General features: G+C 70.2%; 16 protein-coding genes and 1 pseudogene. 5 read left to right on the top strand and 12 right to left on the bottom strand.

Features of this window, described 5'->3' with window-relative positions:
- Window positions 1-166: 166 nt before the first annotated feature.
- Complete coding sequence (locus NE236_RS09635; protein WP_252841520.1) at window positions 167-643, bottom strand: DUF4279 domain-containing protein; 477 nt, start codon at window positions 641-643, stop codon at window positions 167-169.
- A 462-nt stretch (window positions 644-1,105) separates the two neighbouring features.
- Between NE236_RS09635 and NE236_RS09630 the strand changes: the two genes are divergently transcribed.
- Window positions 1,106-1,696 carry a hypothetical protein gene (locus NE236_RS09630; protein WP_252841519.1) on the top strand — a complete coding sequence of 197 codons (591 nt, stop codon included), beginning with the start codon at window positions 1,106-1,108 and terminating at the stop codon, window positions 1,694-1,696.
- A gap of 447 nt (window positions 1,697-2,143) precedes the next feature.
- The gene (locus tag NE236_RS09625) at window positions 2,144-2,821 is read left to right on the top strand and encodes a DUF1963 domain-containing protein (protein WP_252841518.1); all 678 of its coding nucleotides are present in this window, start codon (window positions 2,144-2,146) and stop codon (window positions 2,819-2,821) included.
- A 79-nt stretch (window positions 2,822-2,900) separates the two neighbouring features.
- On the opposite strand, the pseudogene NE236_RS09620 reads toward NE236_RS09625, so the two are convergent.
- The 11 genes and pseudogenes from NE236_RS09620 to NE236_RS09570 form a co-directional block, all read right to left on the bottom strand.
- A pseudogene (locus tag NE236_RS09620) lies at window positions 2,901-3,053 on the bottom strand (IS630 family transposase); the annotation flags it as partial.
- Between the two features lie 189 nt (window positions 3,054-3,242).
- Entirely contained in the window at window positions 3,243-4,505 is a 1,263-nt protein-coding gene (locus NE236_RS09615) for a metal-dependent hydrolase family protein (RefSeq protein WP_252841516.1), read from the bottom strand.
- A gap of 40 nt (window positions 4,506-4,545) precedes the next feature.
- The gene (locus tag NE236_RS09610) at window positions 4,546-5,298 is read right to left on the bottom strand and encodes an SDR family NAD(P)-dependent oxidoreductase (protein WP_252841515.1); all 753 of its coding nucleotides are present in this window, start codon (window positions 5,296-5,298) and stop codon (window positions 4,546-4,548) included.
- Window positions 5,299-5,316: 18 nt separating this feature from the next.
- Complete coding sequence (locus tag NE236_RS09605; RefSeq protein WP_252841514.1) at window positions 5,317-5,718, bottom strand: hotdog family protein; 402 nt, start codon at window positions 5,716-5,718, stop codon at window positions 5,317-5,319.
- Entirely contained in the window at window positions 5,708-6,226 is a 519-nt protein-coding gene (locus NE236_RS09600) for an FAS1-like dehydratase domain-containing protein (protein ID WP_252841513.1), read from the bottom strand. The genes NE236_RS09605 and NE236_RS09600 overlap by 11 nt, the downstream gene beginning before the upstream one ends.
- A complete protein-coding gene (locus NE236_RS09595) occupies window positions 6,223-7,203 on the bottom strand; it encodes an ABC transporter substrate-binding protein (protein ID WP_252841512.1) in 981 nt (326 codons plus the stop codon). Before NE236_RS09595 ends, NE236_RS09600 begins: the two co-directional genes overlap by 4 nt.
- Entirely contained in the window at window positions 7,200-8,225 is a 1,026-nt protein-coding gene (gene dmpG, locus NE236_RS09590; protein ID WP_252841511.1) for a 4-hydroxy-2-oxovalerate aldolase, read from the bottom strand. The genes NE236_RS09595 and dmpG overlap by 4 nt, the downstream gene beginning before the upstream one ends.
- Window positions 8,225-9,118, bottom strand: a complete 894-nt coding sequence (locus tag NE236_RS09585; RefSeq protein WP_252841510.1) for an acetaldehyde dehydrogenase (acetylating) — start codon at window positions 9,116-9,118, stop codon at window positions 8,225-8,227. The genes dmpG and NE236_RS09585 overlap by 1 nt, the downstream gene beginning before the upstream one ends.
- Window positions 9,119-9,131: 13 nt before the next feature.
- Window positions 9,132-9,920 (bottom strand): 2-keto-4-pentenoate hydratase, encoded by a 789-nt coding sequence (locus NE236_RS09580; protein WP_252841509.1) that lies wholly within the window; start codon window positions 9,918-9,920, stop codon window positions 9,132-9,134.
- 87 nt (window positions 9,921-10,007) lie between these two features.
- Complete coding sequence (locus tag NE236_RS09575; RefSeq protein ID WP_252841508.1) at window positions 10,008-11,549, bottom strand: AbgT family transporter; 1,542 nt, start codon at window positions 11,547-11,549, stop codon at window positions 10,008-10,010.
- 58 nt (window positions 11,550-11,607) lie between these two features.
- Entirely contained in the window at window positions 11,608-12,879 is a 1,272-nt protein-coding gene (locus NE236_RS09570) for a metal-dependent hydrolase family protein (protein ID WP_252841507.1), read from the bottom strand.
- A 137-nt stretch (window positions 12,880-13,016) separates the two neighbouring features.
- On the opposite strand from NE236_RS09570, the gene NE236_RS09565 reads away from it, so the two are divergent.
- The 3 genes from NE236_RS09565 (at window position 13,017) to fdxA (ending at window position 15,558) form a co-directional block, all read left to right on the top strand.
- Complete coding sequence (locus tag NE236_RS09565; RefSeq protein ID WP_252841506.1) at window positions 13,017-14,057, top strand: Lrp/AsnC family transcriptional regulator; 1,041 nt, start codon at window positions 13,017-13,019, stop codon at window positions 14,055-14,057.
- A 171-nt stretch (window positions 14,058-14,228) separates the two neighbouring features.
- Window positions 14,229-15,236, top strand: coding sequence for an NAD(P)/FAD-dependent oxidoreductase (locus NE236_RS09560; protein WP_252841505.1), 1,008 nt, complete (start codon window positions 14,229-14,231; stop codon window positions 15,234-15,236).
- A gap of 1 nt (window position 15,237) precedes the next feature.
- Window positions 15,238-15,558: a ferredoxin gene (gene fdxA, locus NE236_RS09555; protein ID WP_252841504.1), complete on the top strand. Its 321-nt coding sequence runs from the start codon at window positions 15,238-15,240 to the stop codon at window positions 15,556-15,558.
- Window position 15,559: the final 1 nt, after the last annotated feature.

The raw sequence follows: 15,559 nt of genomic DNA, 5'->3' as shown, positions 1-15,559 counted from the left end.
AAAAGCCAGGCCGTTCGGCGTGGAGCGCCGCACTTCGACGGGCGTCGCTGCCATCGGCAATTGTGGCGGCCGATACGCTCGCGAGTGCCAATGATCGACCGCACCCCGGCAGAGGCCACGACTGCGCTGGACACCTACGAGGGGTTAATCAAGGACGAGGCGGACGTCATCCATAGGCATACTCGTCGACATCCAGTTCCGCTCGCGTCAGCCGGAGGAACTCCAGCGCCCTGGCGTCAAGATGCCAGCCCAGCAACTGATGTTGTCCCGGAAACTTCTCAAGACCCTCAACCGGGTTGGTGTCCTCTTCTTCCTCGCCGTCCGGATGTTCATATATCCGAACGACTTGCAGTCTGCTGGCGCCTGGTTGTCCATCCATCCGGTCAAGCTCGGCGGCCAGGACGCCGATGCGTTCGGCGTGTTCGAACAACCTGTCCACGATCCGTGCTATCTGCTCGTCCACGGTGAGGCGGGCCGTACGGCAGACCACCCTCCACGTGTGTGCAGCCGGTCGGGGCGGATCGGCAATACGGCTACCGCGTGTTGTCACCTCGTCGGGCTCGACACGCAGCCGAGCGGTGATCTCGGTCGCGGACATCTGCGTTGAAGACAAGGCGAAGTAGGCGTACTGGGAAACGCGCACGCAGGCACCCTACCGACGACCGCCCGCGTCGCCGGCAGGGGTCGCTCCGGCCCGGTCGGCGGCGGCCCGCAAGGCTTCGTACCAAATGCTCGGTGACGGGTGCCACCGGATAGGGCGAATGCCACGAATCTTCGTCGCCGATATGCCTTTACCGAGCCTTTCGCCCGGTCCATCATAAAAACTCCAGAGACCTAACGGGTTATCCGGCAGTAGATCTTACGGACACTTTCCCAGAAATCGGAGATAAAGCACGTAATTCGATGCCGCCTCATGCGGCCGTCTCTCTGCAAGCATCAATTAAGCTTTGCCATGGGAAATCTGTTCGCCGACGACGTGAACATGCTTTGCTTTCCTCGCATTCCGGCGGGCGTGCAGTGACAGCGTCACGACATGCAGGGCCATGACCCGCTTTGAACGCCCACAGGATCACGACATTTCGAACAACCGACGAGGAAGATCGCCATGTTCAAAAGACCACTGTGTTTCCTGCCCACCAGCCTGGCGGCGGGCTCGCTGCTGGCCGCCATGGCCCTGTCCGCCCCGGCACTCGCATCCACATCATCAGCCAGAATGCGTCAGACCGCCTTCACCGCACTCGGCTACAACAGCACCGACTGGAAATACATCCAGGTACCACCCGCGACCAGCGAGCCGCTGTTCTACGAGCGGAGCTTCGACGACAGCGGCTGGCCGACCGGACAGGAGGGCTTCGGCACTGTCGGCGCCGGCTGCTCCTGGAACAATCCCGCCCACGTCAAAACCCGCTGGGCGGTGAACACCGACATCCTGGTCCGCCACTGGGTCCACATCCCGCGCGACGCACAACAGGTCCGCATCCAAGGGACGATAGACAACGACGCGCAGGTCTACTTCAACGGCCACCTCCTGCAAACCGCCAAGAGCGGCAACTGCATCGGAGGCGCGATCAACGCCGTCGTCCCGGCGAACGACCTGGAATGCGGCAACCTGCTCGCCATCCGCGGCCACGACTACGGCCTGGCGACCTATCTGAACGTCGAGGTCACCTACCTCAAGCCAATCCCTGCCGCCTGAACGGACCGTCCTCCGCACCCGGCAGGTGGTGAGTCAAGAGGCGCAGCACGCGCCAATGATCACCGCGGCTTGAGGCCGACTGCAACCAAAGGAGCCTCGCTGGGCGGCCCGAGGTCGCTGTCCCGTGGAAGCGAAGAGGGCGTCTCCCTTGGGAGACGCCCTCTTCACGGACGGGCCGCCTGGCGGAATTGAACGCCGTCACCAATTCTCGCTAGTGCGCTGACCACATACGTTCACCGGATCTGGTGACACGCCGGTCGGCGTCCGCGATGCCATGGCTTGTGGGCCTCAGTCTCGACGGCGAACAGATCGTTATTGAGAGCGAGGCCATCGGGTGGCAGAGCCGGTTCGCGGGCACGGCGGTTGACCGACCAGGAGGGTCAGCGGCTGTGGCAAGTAGCCGTGGGAGTGGCAGAATCCTGGGCCGTCACGGCGAGGAGGGCGCTCATGGTACCGACGTTGAGGATCGAGGCGTTCGTTCCCGCCAGCGTGCCGATTACCACCCCGGTCACCAAGTTCGGGGGGCAGCCGGTGTGGCTTTCCGAGCCGCAGTGGCCGGTCAACGACGCGTGGGGGGAGCCGATGCGGTTCGTCTGCCAGATCGAGCTCGGGCCGGTGCTCGGCGACGCGGGGCGAGGCAAGCTGGCGTACGTCTTCGTGACCCACGCGGAGCATGGCGACGAGGCGTTCTTCGACCCCGACATCGCTCTTCCCGACGAGGGTGCGAACGCGGTCATCGTGCAGCCGGGCGGTATCTACGGCGGTTCAACGCTCCCGCTGGCCACCGGGCCCAGCCTGTACCACGTCGAGGACGGGTCCGACGCCGAATACACCGTCCGGCTCCAGCCGGACAAGGATCCCGACTTCCGTCCTCAGCACGACCACGCGAGGCTGCCGACCGACGATCACGATCACTACTGGGAACAGATCAGCAGCGACAAGATCGGCGGGACGCCCGCGTTCTTCCAAGGCGATGACTGGCCTGACGGCGGCCCCTGGAAACTGATGTTGCAGCTGAGCCCGAACTTCCAGCCGTTTTACCTCAATCTCGGTGCTGCACCTACGGCGTTCGCGTTCGTCTCGCCGGACGCCAAGCAGGGACGGTTGCTCGTACAAGACTCCTGACCATCTGTCGGCGTCCCAGGTGGCGATGACCGACGCCGACCATCTACTCCGTGCGGTGACCACGAGCGGCCGGGTTTGATCACGCGGCTTTGGGTCGTGGGCGGCCCCAGCGTTGCTGGCGTTCGCTGCGGATGCGGGCGCGTTCGCGGCGATGGGCGGCCAGGACGTCGGGGTGGCGGGCGTTGGCGTTCCGCCACCGCAGGTAGGCGTGCAGCCGGCGGGCGGGCGAGGTCCCACCACGACGTTCTCTCCCGCATCCTTCCTGCCGCATGAACCTCGGCCGCTTCACCGGCGTACTACGCACCGCCGGCCTCGGCGTATCCCGAACCCTCCAGCCCTCGGCCTGACCGCGAGGCATGCCGATGCGCCTGACGATCTTCCGTACGCCCTGCGGCCGGGCCACCCACGGTGCTCTGCTTTGCTACCGGACGGCTTCGGTCAGCGTTCGCTTGATCAGGCGGCCCTCCTGCATCACCAGGACGATGTTCGCCGGGTCGCCGAGTACGTCGATGTCGGCGACCGGGTCGCCGTCGCACACCACGAGGTCGGCGGTCTTTCCCGGTTCGATGGTGCCGAGTGTCTCGTCCAGTCCCAGCAGCCGGGCGGCGTTCAGCGTGCCGGCGCGGATGCCCTCCAGCGGAGACAGGCCCAGCTTCGTCATGTAGCCGAGTTCCTTGAGGTTCTGGCCGTGCGCGAGAACACCCGAGTCAGTGCCCAGCGCGACCTGCACACCACGCCGGACCGCCTCACTCAGCCGTTCCGTCGCGGCCTCGGCCATGCGCATCTTCTTCGCATAGGCCGCGGGCGTGAAGTGCTCACGCGCGACGTGGAACGTCGACAGGGTCGGGACCAGGAACGCGCCCTTCTCCAGCATGAGGTCGATGCCCTCGTCATCGATGAGATAGCCGTGTTCGATGCTGGACACGCCGCCCCGCAGGGCGTTCTTGATGCCCTGGGAACCCTGCGCGTGCGCGGCGACCGGCCGGCCACGGTGCCGGCGTGTCTCCTCCACGACCGCCGCGATCTCCTCAACACTCAGGCCCTCGTCCTCGGGCTGGTCGCTCGGGCTGTTCACGCCGCCGGTCGCGCAGACCTTGATGACGTCGGCGCCGTCGCGGAGCAGCCGCCGCGTCGCCAGGCGGGCCTCCGCCGGATCGTCGACCAGCTCGCTGACCGGGCCGACGAGAGGGCCCGGGTCGAAACCAGTGGGCAGACTGAAGTCCGCGTGCCCGCCGGTGTGGCTCATCAGCCGGAGCGCGACGTGCAGCCGGGGCCCGTCGATCAGGCCGAGCGCCACCGCGTCCCGGTAGCCGGCGTCGATGCCGCCGAGGTCCCGCGCCGTCGTGACGCCGCCATGCAACGTCGTTCGCATCTGCTGCGCCCGCTCGAAGACGGTGACCGTCGGGCGGTTGGTCAGCAGTCTCCCCGTGAAGTCGGTGTTGCTGTTCATGAGGAAGTGCACATGGCAGTCGAAGAACCCCGGCAGCAGCGTGCGTCCACCGAGGTCGACGATCGTCGCGCCGTCGATCTGCGGCCGCGAATCCTCCGGGCCGACGTAGGTGAATCTGCCGTCGTCCACCACCACGGCGACCGACTCGACCGGTGCCGCGCCGGTTCCGTCGATCAGGCGGGCACCGGTGAACACGGTCGAGGCCGGTGATCGACGTGCTCTGTCTTCCGTCATTTCGTTCTCCGATTCTGCGACAGGAGGCGTGGCTTCGGGGTCAGTGCGCGAGGTAGCCGCCGTCGACCGGCAGCGTGGCGCCGGTCAGGTAGCCGGCGTGCTCGCCGGCGAGCAGCAGCAGCGCGGCGGTGAGCTCGTGGGTCTCGCCCCAGCGGCCCATCGGCACCTCCCGGCGCACCATGGCGAGCGCCACCGGGTCGTCGCGGGACGCCTCGTTCATTTCCGTCAGCACCGGTCCGGGGAGCAGGCAGTTGGCGGTCACGCCCGTGCCGGCCAGCTCCAGCGCGAGGGACTTGGTCAGCTGGACCACCGCGCCCTTCGACGCGGCGTATCCGGCGCGTTCGGGGGCGCCGACGACGCCGAGCACTGAGCCGATCGTCACGATGCGCCCGTAACCGGCGGCGGTCATCCGCCTGCTCGCCTCCCGCACGGTGTACCAGGTGCCGAAGAAGTTGGTGGCCATGCATGCGTGCAGCGTGTCCGTGTCCAGCTCGGCGACGCTGCCGCGGGCGAGGGTCCCGGCGCTGGTGACCACGATGTCTGGCCCGCCGATGCGCTCGGCCACCTGCTCCACCGTGGCGCGCACCTGGTCCTCGGCGGAGACGTCACAGCCCAGCCCGATGGCCTCCGGGCCGATCCGTTCGGCGGTCTTCTCGGCCCGGCGGGGATCCCGGGAGGTGATCGCGACACGTGCCCCGGCCGCCGCCATGGCGCGCGCGGCCGCGAGACCGATGCCGGAGGCGCCACCGGTGATCAGCGCCGTCCGGCCGGCGAGCGAGAACACGTCTGACATTCGGCGGTCCGTCCTCTTTCAGGGGATGTGCACCTCGACGGTGCCGGTGGCGCAGACGGTGCCGTCGGCGGCGGTCTCGGTGAGGGTCAGTTCGACGAGGTGGCCGTCGTCGGCCTCCCGTACCGTCGTGACCGTGCCCGAGCAGGTCAGGGGCACGTCGGCGTACGCGGTCGCGCGGTTGCGCCACTCGACCCGGCGCAGCACCGCGCCGGGGCCGGCCCAGCGCAGCACGGTGCGGGCGAACATCTCGCCGTGGAGCGTCGACTGCACGACGACGTCGGGGAACCCCTCGGCGCGGGCGTGCTCCACGTCGTAGTGGATGCGGTGGGAGTTCCAGCTCACCGCGCTGAAGCGGAACAGCCGCACGCGCGTCGGCGTGAACTGCAGTGGCGGGCACACGGCGCCCGGTTCAGCCTCCATCGACGTCTCCCAGCACGATCACCGATTCCTCCGACACCACGAGCGGTGTGCCGGAGTCGTCGAAGTACTCGGTGCGCAGCCCGAGGACGACGAAGTCCCCGGTCTTGCCGCGCTTGCGGTCCGCGCCGGTCAGGGAGCGCTCGGCGTGGATGGTCATGCCGGCCGCCACCGGGGCGAGCAGCCGTACGGCCTGCCCGCCGTGGACCTGCCGGACCGGCAGGCCCTCGGTGCAGGGTGACTCGTGCGCGCCCAGGCCGTCCGGTCGCAGTTCGTCCTCGGGCGGGCCGTCCTCCCAGCTGAGGATGCCGGTCAGGAACATCGGCGGCGCGACGACCGTACGGCCCGCCGCCTCCGCCGCGCGGGCGGCGACGGCGTACTCGTCGTCGCCGACCGCGATGGCGTACCGGCACAGGTCCCGGACCGTGACCTCGCCGAGGCGGACGCGCTCGGCCCGGCCGCGCAGCCGGGCGGCGCGGGCGCAGACCTCCTCCAAGGGGTCGCCGGTCATCCGGTGTACTTCTCGTACCAGCCGTGGAGCATCACGGTCTTGAGGTCGGGCCGCGCCTTGATCAGCTTCTGCCCGAGGAGAAAGTCCAGCTCCTTCGTGGCTGAGGCGTCGTCGGCGCTCGTGAAGCCCCGCGCCGTGAAGTCGATCTCGGGGAGGACCTTGGCGGTCGTGTCTGCCGGTAGCTTGACCTGCTTCTGCGTCGCCTCGGCCGCGGCCTTCGGGTCCTTCGTGACGATCTGGTCGGCCTGGGCGACGACCTTGAAGATCTTGCCGGCCGCGTCGTTGTTGCCGCTCAGCCACTTCTGGTCGGCCAGGAGCCACTGCACGTAGCCGACGCCGAAGTCGCCGATACGGGCGGCGATGTGGCCGCCGGCCTTGACGCCGTTGGCCGCCCACGGCTCGAACAGGACGTAGCCGTCGATCGATCCGCGGCCGAGCAGGCCCGGCATGTCCGGCGGAGACCCCTTGACGATCTTGATGCTGTTGGGGTCGATGCCGTTGTGCTTCAGGTACGCGTGGGTGGCGTACAGGCCGAGGCCCTGGATGGAGCCCATGGTCTTGATCTGCTTCGGCGAGTCGATGCCCTTGCGCAGGACGACCTTGAGGTAGCGGTCGGAGGACTGGAAGACGCCCATGGAGCGCAGGTTCGCGTTGTTGGCCATCAGGGACAGCGCGGTGGAGTCCGCGTTGGCGGAGATCTGGGCCGTCCCCGCGACGACGGCCTCGGCCGCGGCCGGCCCGCCCTCGGTCTGCATCAGCTGGACGTTCAGCCCGGCCTTGGCGAACATCCCGCGTTCCACGGCCAGGTAGAGCGGCGCGTAGGACGGGTCGACGCCGACGGCGATGCGGATGACCGGGCCCTTGGCCCCGGCGTTCGCCGCTCCGGCGTCGGTCGACCCCGACGTGCACGACGCGGCCAGGACCAGTGCGGCACCGGCGATGACGGTGGTGCGGACGCGCCGCATCATGGGATTCATGACTTCTCCTCGGCGAGTTCAAGCGCGATCTGGGTGATCTGGTCCTCCTGGCCGCCGACCAGCCGGCGTTCGCCGCAGCGCAGCAGGATCTGGGCCGGGTCGACGCCGTAGCGCTCGGCGGCACGGGCCGCGTGCCCCATGAAGGAGGAGTAGACGCCGCCGTACCCCATCGCCAGGGAGAGACGGTCGACGACACACTCGCGGTCCATGATGGGCCGGACGACCTCCTCGGCGACGCGCATCATGCCGAAGGTGTCGATGCCGGTGCGCAGGCCGAGCTTGTCGCAGACCGCGACGAGCGCCTCGGTGGGGGTGTTCCCGGCGCCGGCGCCGAGGCCGCGCGTGCAGCCGTCGACCTGCACGGCGCCGGCGCGGAAGGCGAACATCGTGTTCGCGACGGCCAGGGAGAGGTTCTGGTGGCCGTGGAAGCCGATCTGCGCCTCGCCGCCGATCTCGGCGATCATCGCCTCGACCCGGTCGGTCACCTCGTCGAGGACGAGCGCTCCCGCCGAGTCGGTGACGTACACGCACTCGCACCCGGCGTCGACCATGACGCGCGCCTGCTTGGCCAGTTCCTCGGGGCTGAGGCGGTGCGCGAGCATGAGGAAGCCGACCGTCTCCAGGCCCATCTCGCGGGCGAGCCCGAAGTGCTGCTCGGAGATGTCGGCCTCGCTGCAGTGGGTCGCGATGCGGATCACCGAGACGCCCAGGTCGTGTACGGCCCGGATGTCGTCCTTGGTGCCGACGCCGGGGAGCATCAGCGCGGCGATCTTCGCCTGCCGGGCCTCGGCGACCGCCGCCTTGATGAGGACCCGCTCGTCGGTGCCGGACATGCCGTACACGTAGGAGGAGCCGCCGAGCCCGTCGCCGTGGGTCACCTCGATGACCGGCACGCCGGCCGCGTCGAGTTCGCGCACGACGCTGCGGACCTGTTCCTCGGTGAACTGGTGCCGGACGGCGTGGCTGCCGTCCCGCAGGGTCGAGTCGGTGACCCGGATGTCGAGGTCGTCGTCGAACGCCATCAGGAACGCTCCTTCGTCAGCAGGTGCTCCGCGAGGACGTCGCCGACCCGCGCCGCGGCGGCCGTCATGATGTCGAGGTTCCCGGCGTACGGGGGCAGGAAGTCACCGGCGCCCTCCACCTCCAGGAAGATCGCCACCCGTCTGCCGTCTCCGTCGGAGTCGAACTGCGGGTCCGACAGCAGCCGGTAGCCCGGCACGTAGACCGCCACCTCGGCGGCGACCTCCTTCACCGACGCGGTGATCGCCGCCTCGTCGGCGTCGTCCGGGATGGAGCAGTACACGGTGTCGCGCATCAGCACCGGCGGGTCCGCCGGGTTCAGCACGATGATCGCCTTGCCGCGCCGCGCGCCGCCGAGCACCTCGATCGCCTGCGACGTGGTGCGGGTGAACTCGTCGATGTTCTGGCGGGTGCCCGGCCCTGCGGACAGGGAGGCGATCGACGCGACGATCTCGGCGTACGCGACCTCGGTGACCCGCGAGACCGCGTACACCATCGGGATCGTCGCCTGCCCGCCGCACGTGACCATGTTGACGTTGGGCGCGTCCAGGTGCTCGCGCAGGTTGGCGGGCGGCACGACGTACGGGCCGCGCGCGGCCGGGGTCAGGTCGATCGCGCGGATTCCGGCGGCGGCGTATTTCGGCGCGTTCCGTACGTGGACGTAGGCGGAGGTCGCCTCGAACACGATCCCCGGCAGTTCCGGCCCCTCCAGCAGCCAGTCGACCCCCTCGGCGGAGGTGGTGAGGCCCTCCTTGGCGGCTCTCGCCAGCCCCGCGCTGGCCGGGTCCACCCCGATCATCCAGCGCGGCTCGACCAGGTCCGAGCGGAGCAGCTTGTAGAGCAGGTCCGTGCCGATGTTGCCGGATCCGACGATCGCGGCCGAGATCTTCGTCATGTGCTTCTCTCTGTCAGCCGAAGGTGACCGTGACCGGGCCGAGCACGTCGAAGTCGCCCGTCACGACGTCGCCCGCGGTCACCTCGACCGCCCGCGTACACGCGCCGGGGAGCACGACGTGCCCGGGCTCGAGGGACACGCCGCGCTCGGCGAGGGTGTTCGCGAGCCAGGCGACCGCGGCGGCGGGGTTGCCGAGCACGGCCGAGCCCGGTCCGCGCTCGACGAGTTCGCCGGCCTTGAGCAGCCGTCCCTCGACGCGTTCGAGGTCCACGTCGCCGACCGGCACTCGGCGTTCGCCGAGGACGACGCCGGCGCTGCTGGCGTTGTCGGCGACGGTGTCGGCCAGGGTGATCCGCCAGTCGGCGATCCGGCTGTCGACGATCTCGATCGCGGCGCGCAGGTGGTCGGTGGCGGCGAGGACGGCGCCGACCGTGACGCCCGGCCCGCGCAGTTCGTCCCGGAGCACGAACGCGATCTCGATCTCGGCCTTCGGCGCGAGGAGGTCCGCCGCGGCGACCTTGCCGCCGTCTTCGGTGAACATCGACGCGAACAGCACGCCGTAGTCCGGCCGGTCGACGCCGAGCATCCGCTGCATGGCGGCGGAGGTGAGGCCCACCTTGTGGCCGAGCACCACCTCCCCCGCGGCGATCCGCCGCCGGGTGTTGACCAGCTGGATCTCGTACGCGTCGGCCGTGTCGAGACCGGGCCACGTCTCGGTCGGCGGCGGGATCGCGGCACGGTCCCGCTCGGCGGCGGCCAGTGCTCGCGCCGCCTCGGCGCGCACCTCACCGGGTACGGTCATGTCTGTTTCCCTCCTGTCAGGGGGTGAGGATTACAGCCGCGGCCGGGCACCGGACAGCCGATCGTCCTGCTCAGCGGACCGCCGGTGTCAGTGCAGGTGGATGCCGCTGCCCGGGCCCAGGGGAAGGCCGAGCGTGTAGAAGAGGGCGAGGAGCAGAAGCCACACCACGAGGAACGGCAGGACGAAGATCGACAGCCTGGAGATCATCGTGCCGAACCGCGCCTCGGGCTCGTAGCCGCGCAGCATCGCCAGGGCGAGCAGCAGGTACGGGTTCATGGGCGTGACGATGTGCATGGCGGAGTCGCCGACGCGGAAGGCGGCCTGGCTGAGGGCGGGACTCATCCCCAGCAGCATGAACGCCGGGACGAACACCGGGGCGAGCAGCGACCACAGCGCCGACCCGGAGACGATGAACAGGCTCAGCAGCGCGGTCAGCACGACGAACAGCGCGATGACGCCGAAGCCGGTGAGGCCGACCGACTTCAGCAGCGCGGCGCCCCTCACCGCCAGGACGATGCCGAGGTTGGACCAGTTGAACAGCGCGATGACCTGCGCCGCGACGAAGACGAGGACGACGTAGCCCGCCATGCTCTTGACGGCCTCGGTGGACATCGTGACGGCGTCCTGCGCGGAGCGCACGGTCCCGGACACGATGCCGTACGTCAGGCCGGCGATGAGGAACGCCACGAAGATCAGGGTGACGATCCCGGACAGCACCGGGGACGGCACCAGCGAGCCGCCCGGCCCGCGCAGGGGGCTGCCCGGCCACAGCCACGCGGTCAGGACGGTCGCCACGTAGACGGCGAGCACCGCGCTGGTGACGCGCAGCCCGCGCCGCTGCTCGGCGGAGATGCCGACCTGCTCGGGCTCCCCGTCCTGCTCCTGGTAGGCGCCGAGGCGCGGCTCGAGGACCCGGGAGATCAGGAAGCCGCCGAGCAGGCCGAGGACGATGCTGCTGACGGCCGTGAAGAAGTAGTTGGCGAGGAGGTTGACCTCTATACCGGACGTGCCCGGCAGGACCGCGACCGACTTCTGCGTGATGCCGATGAGGAGGGCGTCGAGCGAGCCGACGGTGAAGCCCGCCGAGTAGCCGGCGCCGACGCAGGCCACGCCGCCGAGCAGCCCGGCGACGGGGTGCCGCCCCGCGGCCTTGAACGCCAGGGCGGCCAGCGGCGGGATGACGATGTTCGCGACGTCGCTCATCATGTGCGCTTGACACGCGACGATCGCCAGGGCGTACGGAAGGACCGCCCGGGGAACGCGCGCGAGCGTGGCCCGCACCGCGACCTCGAGGAGGCCGCTCCGCTCGGCCAGCCCCACTGCCATGATCAGCATGATGACGGTCGCGAACGGCGGGAAGCCGGCGAAGTTCTCGACCAGGTTCTGGAGGAGCCACACCACGCCGTCGGCGGTCAGCATCCCCTGGACGGTCTTGGTTTGGTGGGCGCCCGGAATCGTGACGGTGGTGCCGAGCGCGCCCAGGACGCTGGACAGGACGGCGACCAGCGCGAAGAGGGAGACGAAGAGCAGGACGGGGTGGGGGAGCTTGTTGCCGGCCCATTCGATCCGACCGAGCACGCGGTCGAGCACGGTGGGCCGCTCAGGAGCGGTGTCGACGTTCTCGGTCATGGGTTCCCTCGTGATACGGCGGGCGGGCGGACCTCCGGCTGCCCGTCCGAAGGGGTGGTCAGGCCTGGTCCGGCCCGGAAGGGTCGGAGGAAAGGGCGGTCGGCGCCTTGCGGACGACGCCCTGCTGGATCACGTAGTGGATGTTGTCCGGCTCGCCCAGCACGCCGATGTCGGCGAGCGGGTCGCCCGCGCAGATCACGATGTCCGCGACCATGCCCGGTGTGAGCGTGCCGAGCCGGTCGTCGACGCCGAGCAGTTCCGCCGAGGTGCGGGTCCCGGCGACGATCGCGTCCATCGGCGTCATGCCGAGGTCGACGAGATAGGAGAGTTCCAGGAGGTTGCGGCCGTGCGGGCCGACCGCCGCGTCGGTGCCCATCGCGAACCGCAGACCGCGGTCGATGGCGCGGGCGATGTTGGTCTTGGTGATGCCCGACCACCGGACCTTCTTCTGGTAGTGGTAGTCGGGCATCGCGTCCTTGTCGATGCCGAGGTAGACGGTCGACAGGGTCGGAACGACGAAGACGCCCCTCTCCCCCGCGAGGTCGCAGGCCCGGTCGTCCAGGCCGTAGCCGTGCTCGATGCTGGTGACCCCCGCGCGGAGCGCGGTGAGGATGCCCGCGGTGCCCTGCGCGTGCGCCGCGACGGCCTTGCCGCCGTGCCGGCGCGCCTCGTCGACGGCGGCGCGGATCTCCTCCTCCAGCAGTTCCTCGTCGTCGGGCTGGTCGTAGGGGCTGCCCATGCCACCGGTCGCGCAGACCTTGATCAGGTCGGCGCCCTCCCGGAGCACCCGGCGGACACCGAGCCGCACCTCGTCCACCGAGTCGGCGAACTCCGTCATGCCCTGGCTCACGTCCGTGCCGTCCGGCAGCCGTACGTCGCCATGCCCGCCGGTGTGGCTGATGACGCGGACGGCCGTGTGGATCCGGGGCCCCTCGATGCGGCCCGTCTCCACGGCGGTGCGGTACCCGGCGGGCAGACCCGCCAGGTCGCGGGCGCTGGTGATGCCGGCGTCCAGGGTCATCCGCAGCCGCCGCGCGGTGTCGAAGACCAGGTGCACCGGGTCCTCCTCGCCGCGCCGGCCGGGGGGCCTGCCGGCGGCGAAGCCGAGGTGCACATGGCAGTCGAAGAATCCCGGCAGGACCGTACGGCCGCCGGCGTCGATCACCCGCTCACCGGGGACGGCCGCCGGGGCCCCGGCGGCGGGGCCCGCGTAACCGATGACGCCGGTCGCGTCGGCGCACAGGACGGCGTCGTCGACCGGCGCGCCGCCGGTGCCGTCGATCAGGCGCGCACGCACGATGCGCAGGTCACTGGGGGTAGAGGGGATCATATACAGGCCGTCACCTTCCATATCGATCGTCCGGGTCGCTCCCGGTCGCACGAATGTCGGGCGTGGTGGATGACGGGACGGTTACGACGCAGGATCCTCTTGATATCCGCCACGAAAACGCAGGATCATGCCATCCCATGGAGACGCAGTATTCCACTGCTGAGCTGGACGAACTCGACCGCCAGCTGGTGCACGCGCTGCAGATCCACCCCCGCGCGCCCTGGCGGCTCGTCGGCGAGGTCCTCGGAGTGGACCCGGTCACCGTCGCCCGGCGCTGGCGGCGGCTGGAGTCGCGCGGGCTCGCCTGGGTGACCGCCTACCCGCGGCTGTCGGACGCCCGCAACGCCGTCACCGCGGTCGTCGAGATCGAGACCGAGGCCGGTGCCGCGCGCCAGGTGGCGGCCGGCCTGGCATCCGAGCCGTGGATCGTCACGATCAAACACACGACCGGCGCGCGGGACCTCGTCGTGACGGTGCAGGCGCCCGACCTCGACTCGCTGACGGGCCGCCTCTCCCGGAGCATGTCCACGGTCCCCGGCGTACGCGCGACCCGGACGCATCTCGCGACGCTGATCCCCACCGAGGGCAGCCGGTGGCGGTTGCGCAGCCTGGACCGCGAACAGCGCGTGCGGATGGAGCAGGCCGCTCCCGACGTCCGGCCGCGGCCGGCCGACCCCTGGCAGGAGGTGGACGCGCGGCTGGTGGCCCTGCTCAGCACCGACGGCCGCATGTCCGCCGCGGATCTCGCCGCGGGCGCGGGTACGAGCGTCACCACCGTTCGGCGGCGCCTGGACGCGTTGATCGGCTCGCGCGTCAACCTGCGCTGTGACCTGGCGCGCCCGATGTCGGGCTGGCCCGTCTCGGCCGTCTACTTCGCCTCGGTCCCGGCCGAGCGCGCGCAGGAGACCACGGAGGCGCTCGCCCGGGTGGCGGAGATCCGCTCCTGCGGGATCTTCGCCGGTCCGCACAACCTGATCATCGACGCGTGGCTGCGGGAACTCTCCGAGGTGTACACGCTCGAGGCGCACCTGTCCGGGCGGATCACCCGGCTGGTCGTCCACGACCGCTGCGTCGTCCTGAACACCTCCAAGCACATGGGGCGGGTGCTGGGCGGCGACGGCCGGTGCGTCGGCACGGTCCCGATGGACCTGTGGTCGGCCACGTCGGCGTCGTCCTGAGCACGCGCCGTGAGCACCCGTCCTGAGCACGCGCCGTGAGCACCCGTCCTGAGCACGCGCCGTGAGCACCCGTCCTGAGCACGCGCCGTGAGGACTCGTCCTGCGCACCCGTCCTGCTCACCGGACCGGATCCGTTGGCGACGCACCGCGGCGTCCCTACGGTCATCGGTCATGAGCACGCTTGCCGAGACCTCGCCGACCGAGGTCGACATCCTGATCGTCGGCGCCGGGCCCGCCGGTCTGTACGGCGCGTACTACGCCGGCTTCCGCGGCCTGCGGGTGGCGGTCATGGACGTGCTGCCCCAGCCGGGCGGCCAGATCACCGCGATGTACCCCGAGAAGCCCATCTTCGACATCGCCGGGCTGCCCTCGGTGCGCGGCCGGGACCTCGTCGACAACCTCCTGGCCCAGGCCGCCCCGTACGAGCCGATCCACCTCCTCGGTCACCAGGCCGTGGAGCTGACCTACGACGACGGTCTGCCGGTCGTGCGCAGCGCCCAGGGCGCGATCGTGCGCGCCGGCGCGGTCGTCGTCACCGGCGGGATCGGGACCTTCACCCCGAGGCCGCTGCCCACCGCCGACGCGTTCGAGGGGCGGGGGCTCGTCTATTTCGTCCGGCGGCTCGCCGACCACACGGACCAGGACGTCGTGATCGTCGGCGGCGGTGACAGCGCCTTCGACTGGGCGGCGAGCCTCGCTCCCCTCGCCCGCTCGGTCACCCTGGTGCACCGCCGCGACCGGTTCCGGGCGCACGCCGCGACCGTCGAGCGGGTGCGGGACGCCGGCGTGGAGATCCTCGTCAACAGCGCGATCACCGCCACCGAGGGCGCGGACCTCCTGGAGACGGTGCACGTCACCCACCTGCCCGACGGAACGGCACGGGAGATCAAGGCGCAGTCCCTGATCGCCGCCCTCGGCTTCACCGCCGACCTGGGACCGCTGCTCGACTGGGGTCTCGAACTCCGGTCGCGGCGAATCCTGGTCGGCACCGACATGGCGACGAACCTGCCGCGCGTCTACGCGGCGGGCGACATCACCGAGTACCCCGGCAAGGTCCGGCTGATCGCGGTCGGCTTCGGAGAGGTCGCCACGGCGGTCAACAACGCCGCGACCGTCATCGACCCGGAGGCGGAGCTGTTCCCCGGCCACTCCACGGACGGCCCGGCAGAGAGGAAATGAGATGACCTACGTCATCGGCGCCGCGTGCGTCGACGTCATGGACCGGTCGTGCATGGAGGAATGCCCGGTCGACTGCATCTACGAAGGGGCGCGCAAGCTCTACATCCATCCGACCGAGTGCATCGACTGCGGCGCCTGCGCGGAGGTCTGCCCGGAGGAGGCGATCTCGGCCGACCGGGCCGCGGACCCGGACCACCGGCTGGACAACCGGCGGTTCTTCGAGGAGCCGCTGCCCGGCCGGCCGGAGCCCGTCGGCTCGCCGGGAGGCGCCGCCAAGGCCGGTGCGATCGGCGTGGACACCTCCCTCATCGGTGCGGTCTGAC

Source organism: Actinoallomurus purpureus, from assembly GCF_024055795.1.
Taxonomy (GTDB): Bacteria; Actinomycetota; Actinomycetes; order Streptosporangiales; family Streptosporangiaceae; genus Actinoallomurus; species Actinoallomurus purpureus.
This window is presented reverse-complemented; position numbering and strand designations above follow the sequence as displayed.

Coding starts and splice junctions, on each gene's coding strand:
- NE236_RS09630 (WP_252841519.1), top strand. CDS start 1,106: ATGTTCAAAAGACCACTGTGTTTCCTGCCCACCAGCCTGGCGGCGGGC.
- NE236_RS09625 (WP_252841518.1), top strand. CDS start 2,144: ATGGTACCGACGTTGAGGATCGAGGCGTTCGTTCCCGCCAGCGTGCCG.
- NE236_RS09615 (WP_252841516.1), bottom strand. CDS start 4,505: ATGACGGAAGACAGAGCACGTCGATCACCGGCCTCGACCGTGTTCACC.
- NE236_RS09610 (WP_252841515.1), bottom strand. CDS start 5,298: ATGTCAGACGTGTTCTCGCTCGCCGGCCGGACGGCGCTGATCACCGGT.
- NE236_RS09605 (WP_252841514.1), bottom strand. CDS start 5,718: ATGGAGGCTGAACCGGGCGCCGTGTGCCCGCCACTGCAGTTCACGCCG.
- NE236_RS09600 (WP_252841513.1), bottom strand. CDS start 6,226: ATGACCGGCGACCCCTTGGAGGAGGTCTGCGCCCGCGCCGCCCGGCTG.
- NE236_RS09595 (WP_252841512.1), bottom strand. CDS start 7,203: ATGAATCCCATGATGCGGCGCGTCCGCACCACCGTCATCGCCGGTGCC.
- dmpG (WP_252841511.1), bottom strand. CDS start 8,225: ATGGCGTTCGACGACGACCTCGACATCCGGGTCACCGACTCGACCCTG.
- NE236_RS09585 (WP_252841510.1), bottom strand. CDS start 9,118: ATGACGAAGATCTCGGCCGCGATCGTCGGATCCGGCAACATCGGCACG.
- NE236_RS09580 (WP_252841509.1), bottom strand. CDS start 9,920: ATGACCGTACCCGGTGAGGTGCGCGCCGAGGCGGCGCGAGCACTGGCC.
- NE236_RS09575 (WP_252841508.1), bottom strand. CDS start 11,549: ATGACCGAGAACGTCGACACCGCTCCTGAGCGGCCCACCGTGCTCGAC.
- NE236_RS09570 (WP_252841507.1), bottom strand. CDS start 12,879: ATGATCCCCTCTACCCCCAGTGACCTGCGCATCGTGCGTGCGCGCCTG.
- NE236_RS09565 (WP_252841506.1), top strand. CDS start 13,017: ATGGAGACGCAGTATTCCACTGCTGAGCTGGACGAACTCGACCGCCAG.
- NE236_RS09560 (WP_252841505.1), top strand. CDS start 14,229: ATGAGCACGCTTGCCGAGACCTCGCCGACCGAGGTCGACATCCTGATC.
- fdxA (WP_252841504.1), top strand. CDS start 15,238: ATGACCTACGTCATCGGCGCCGCGTGCGTCGACGTCATGGACCGGTCG.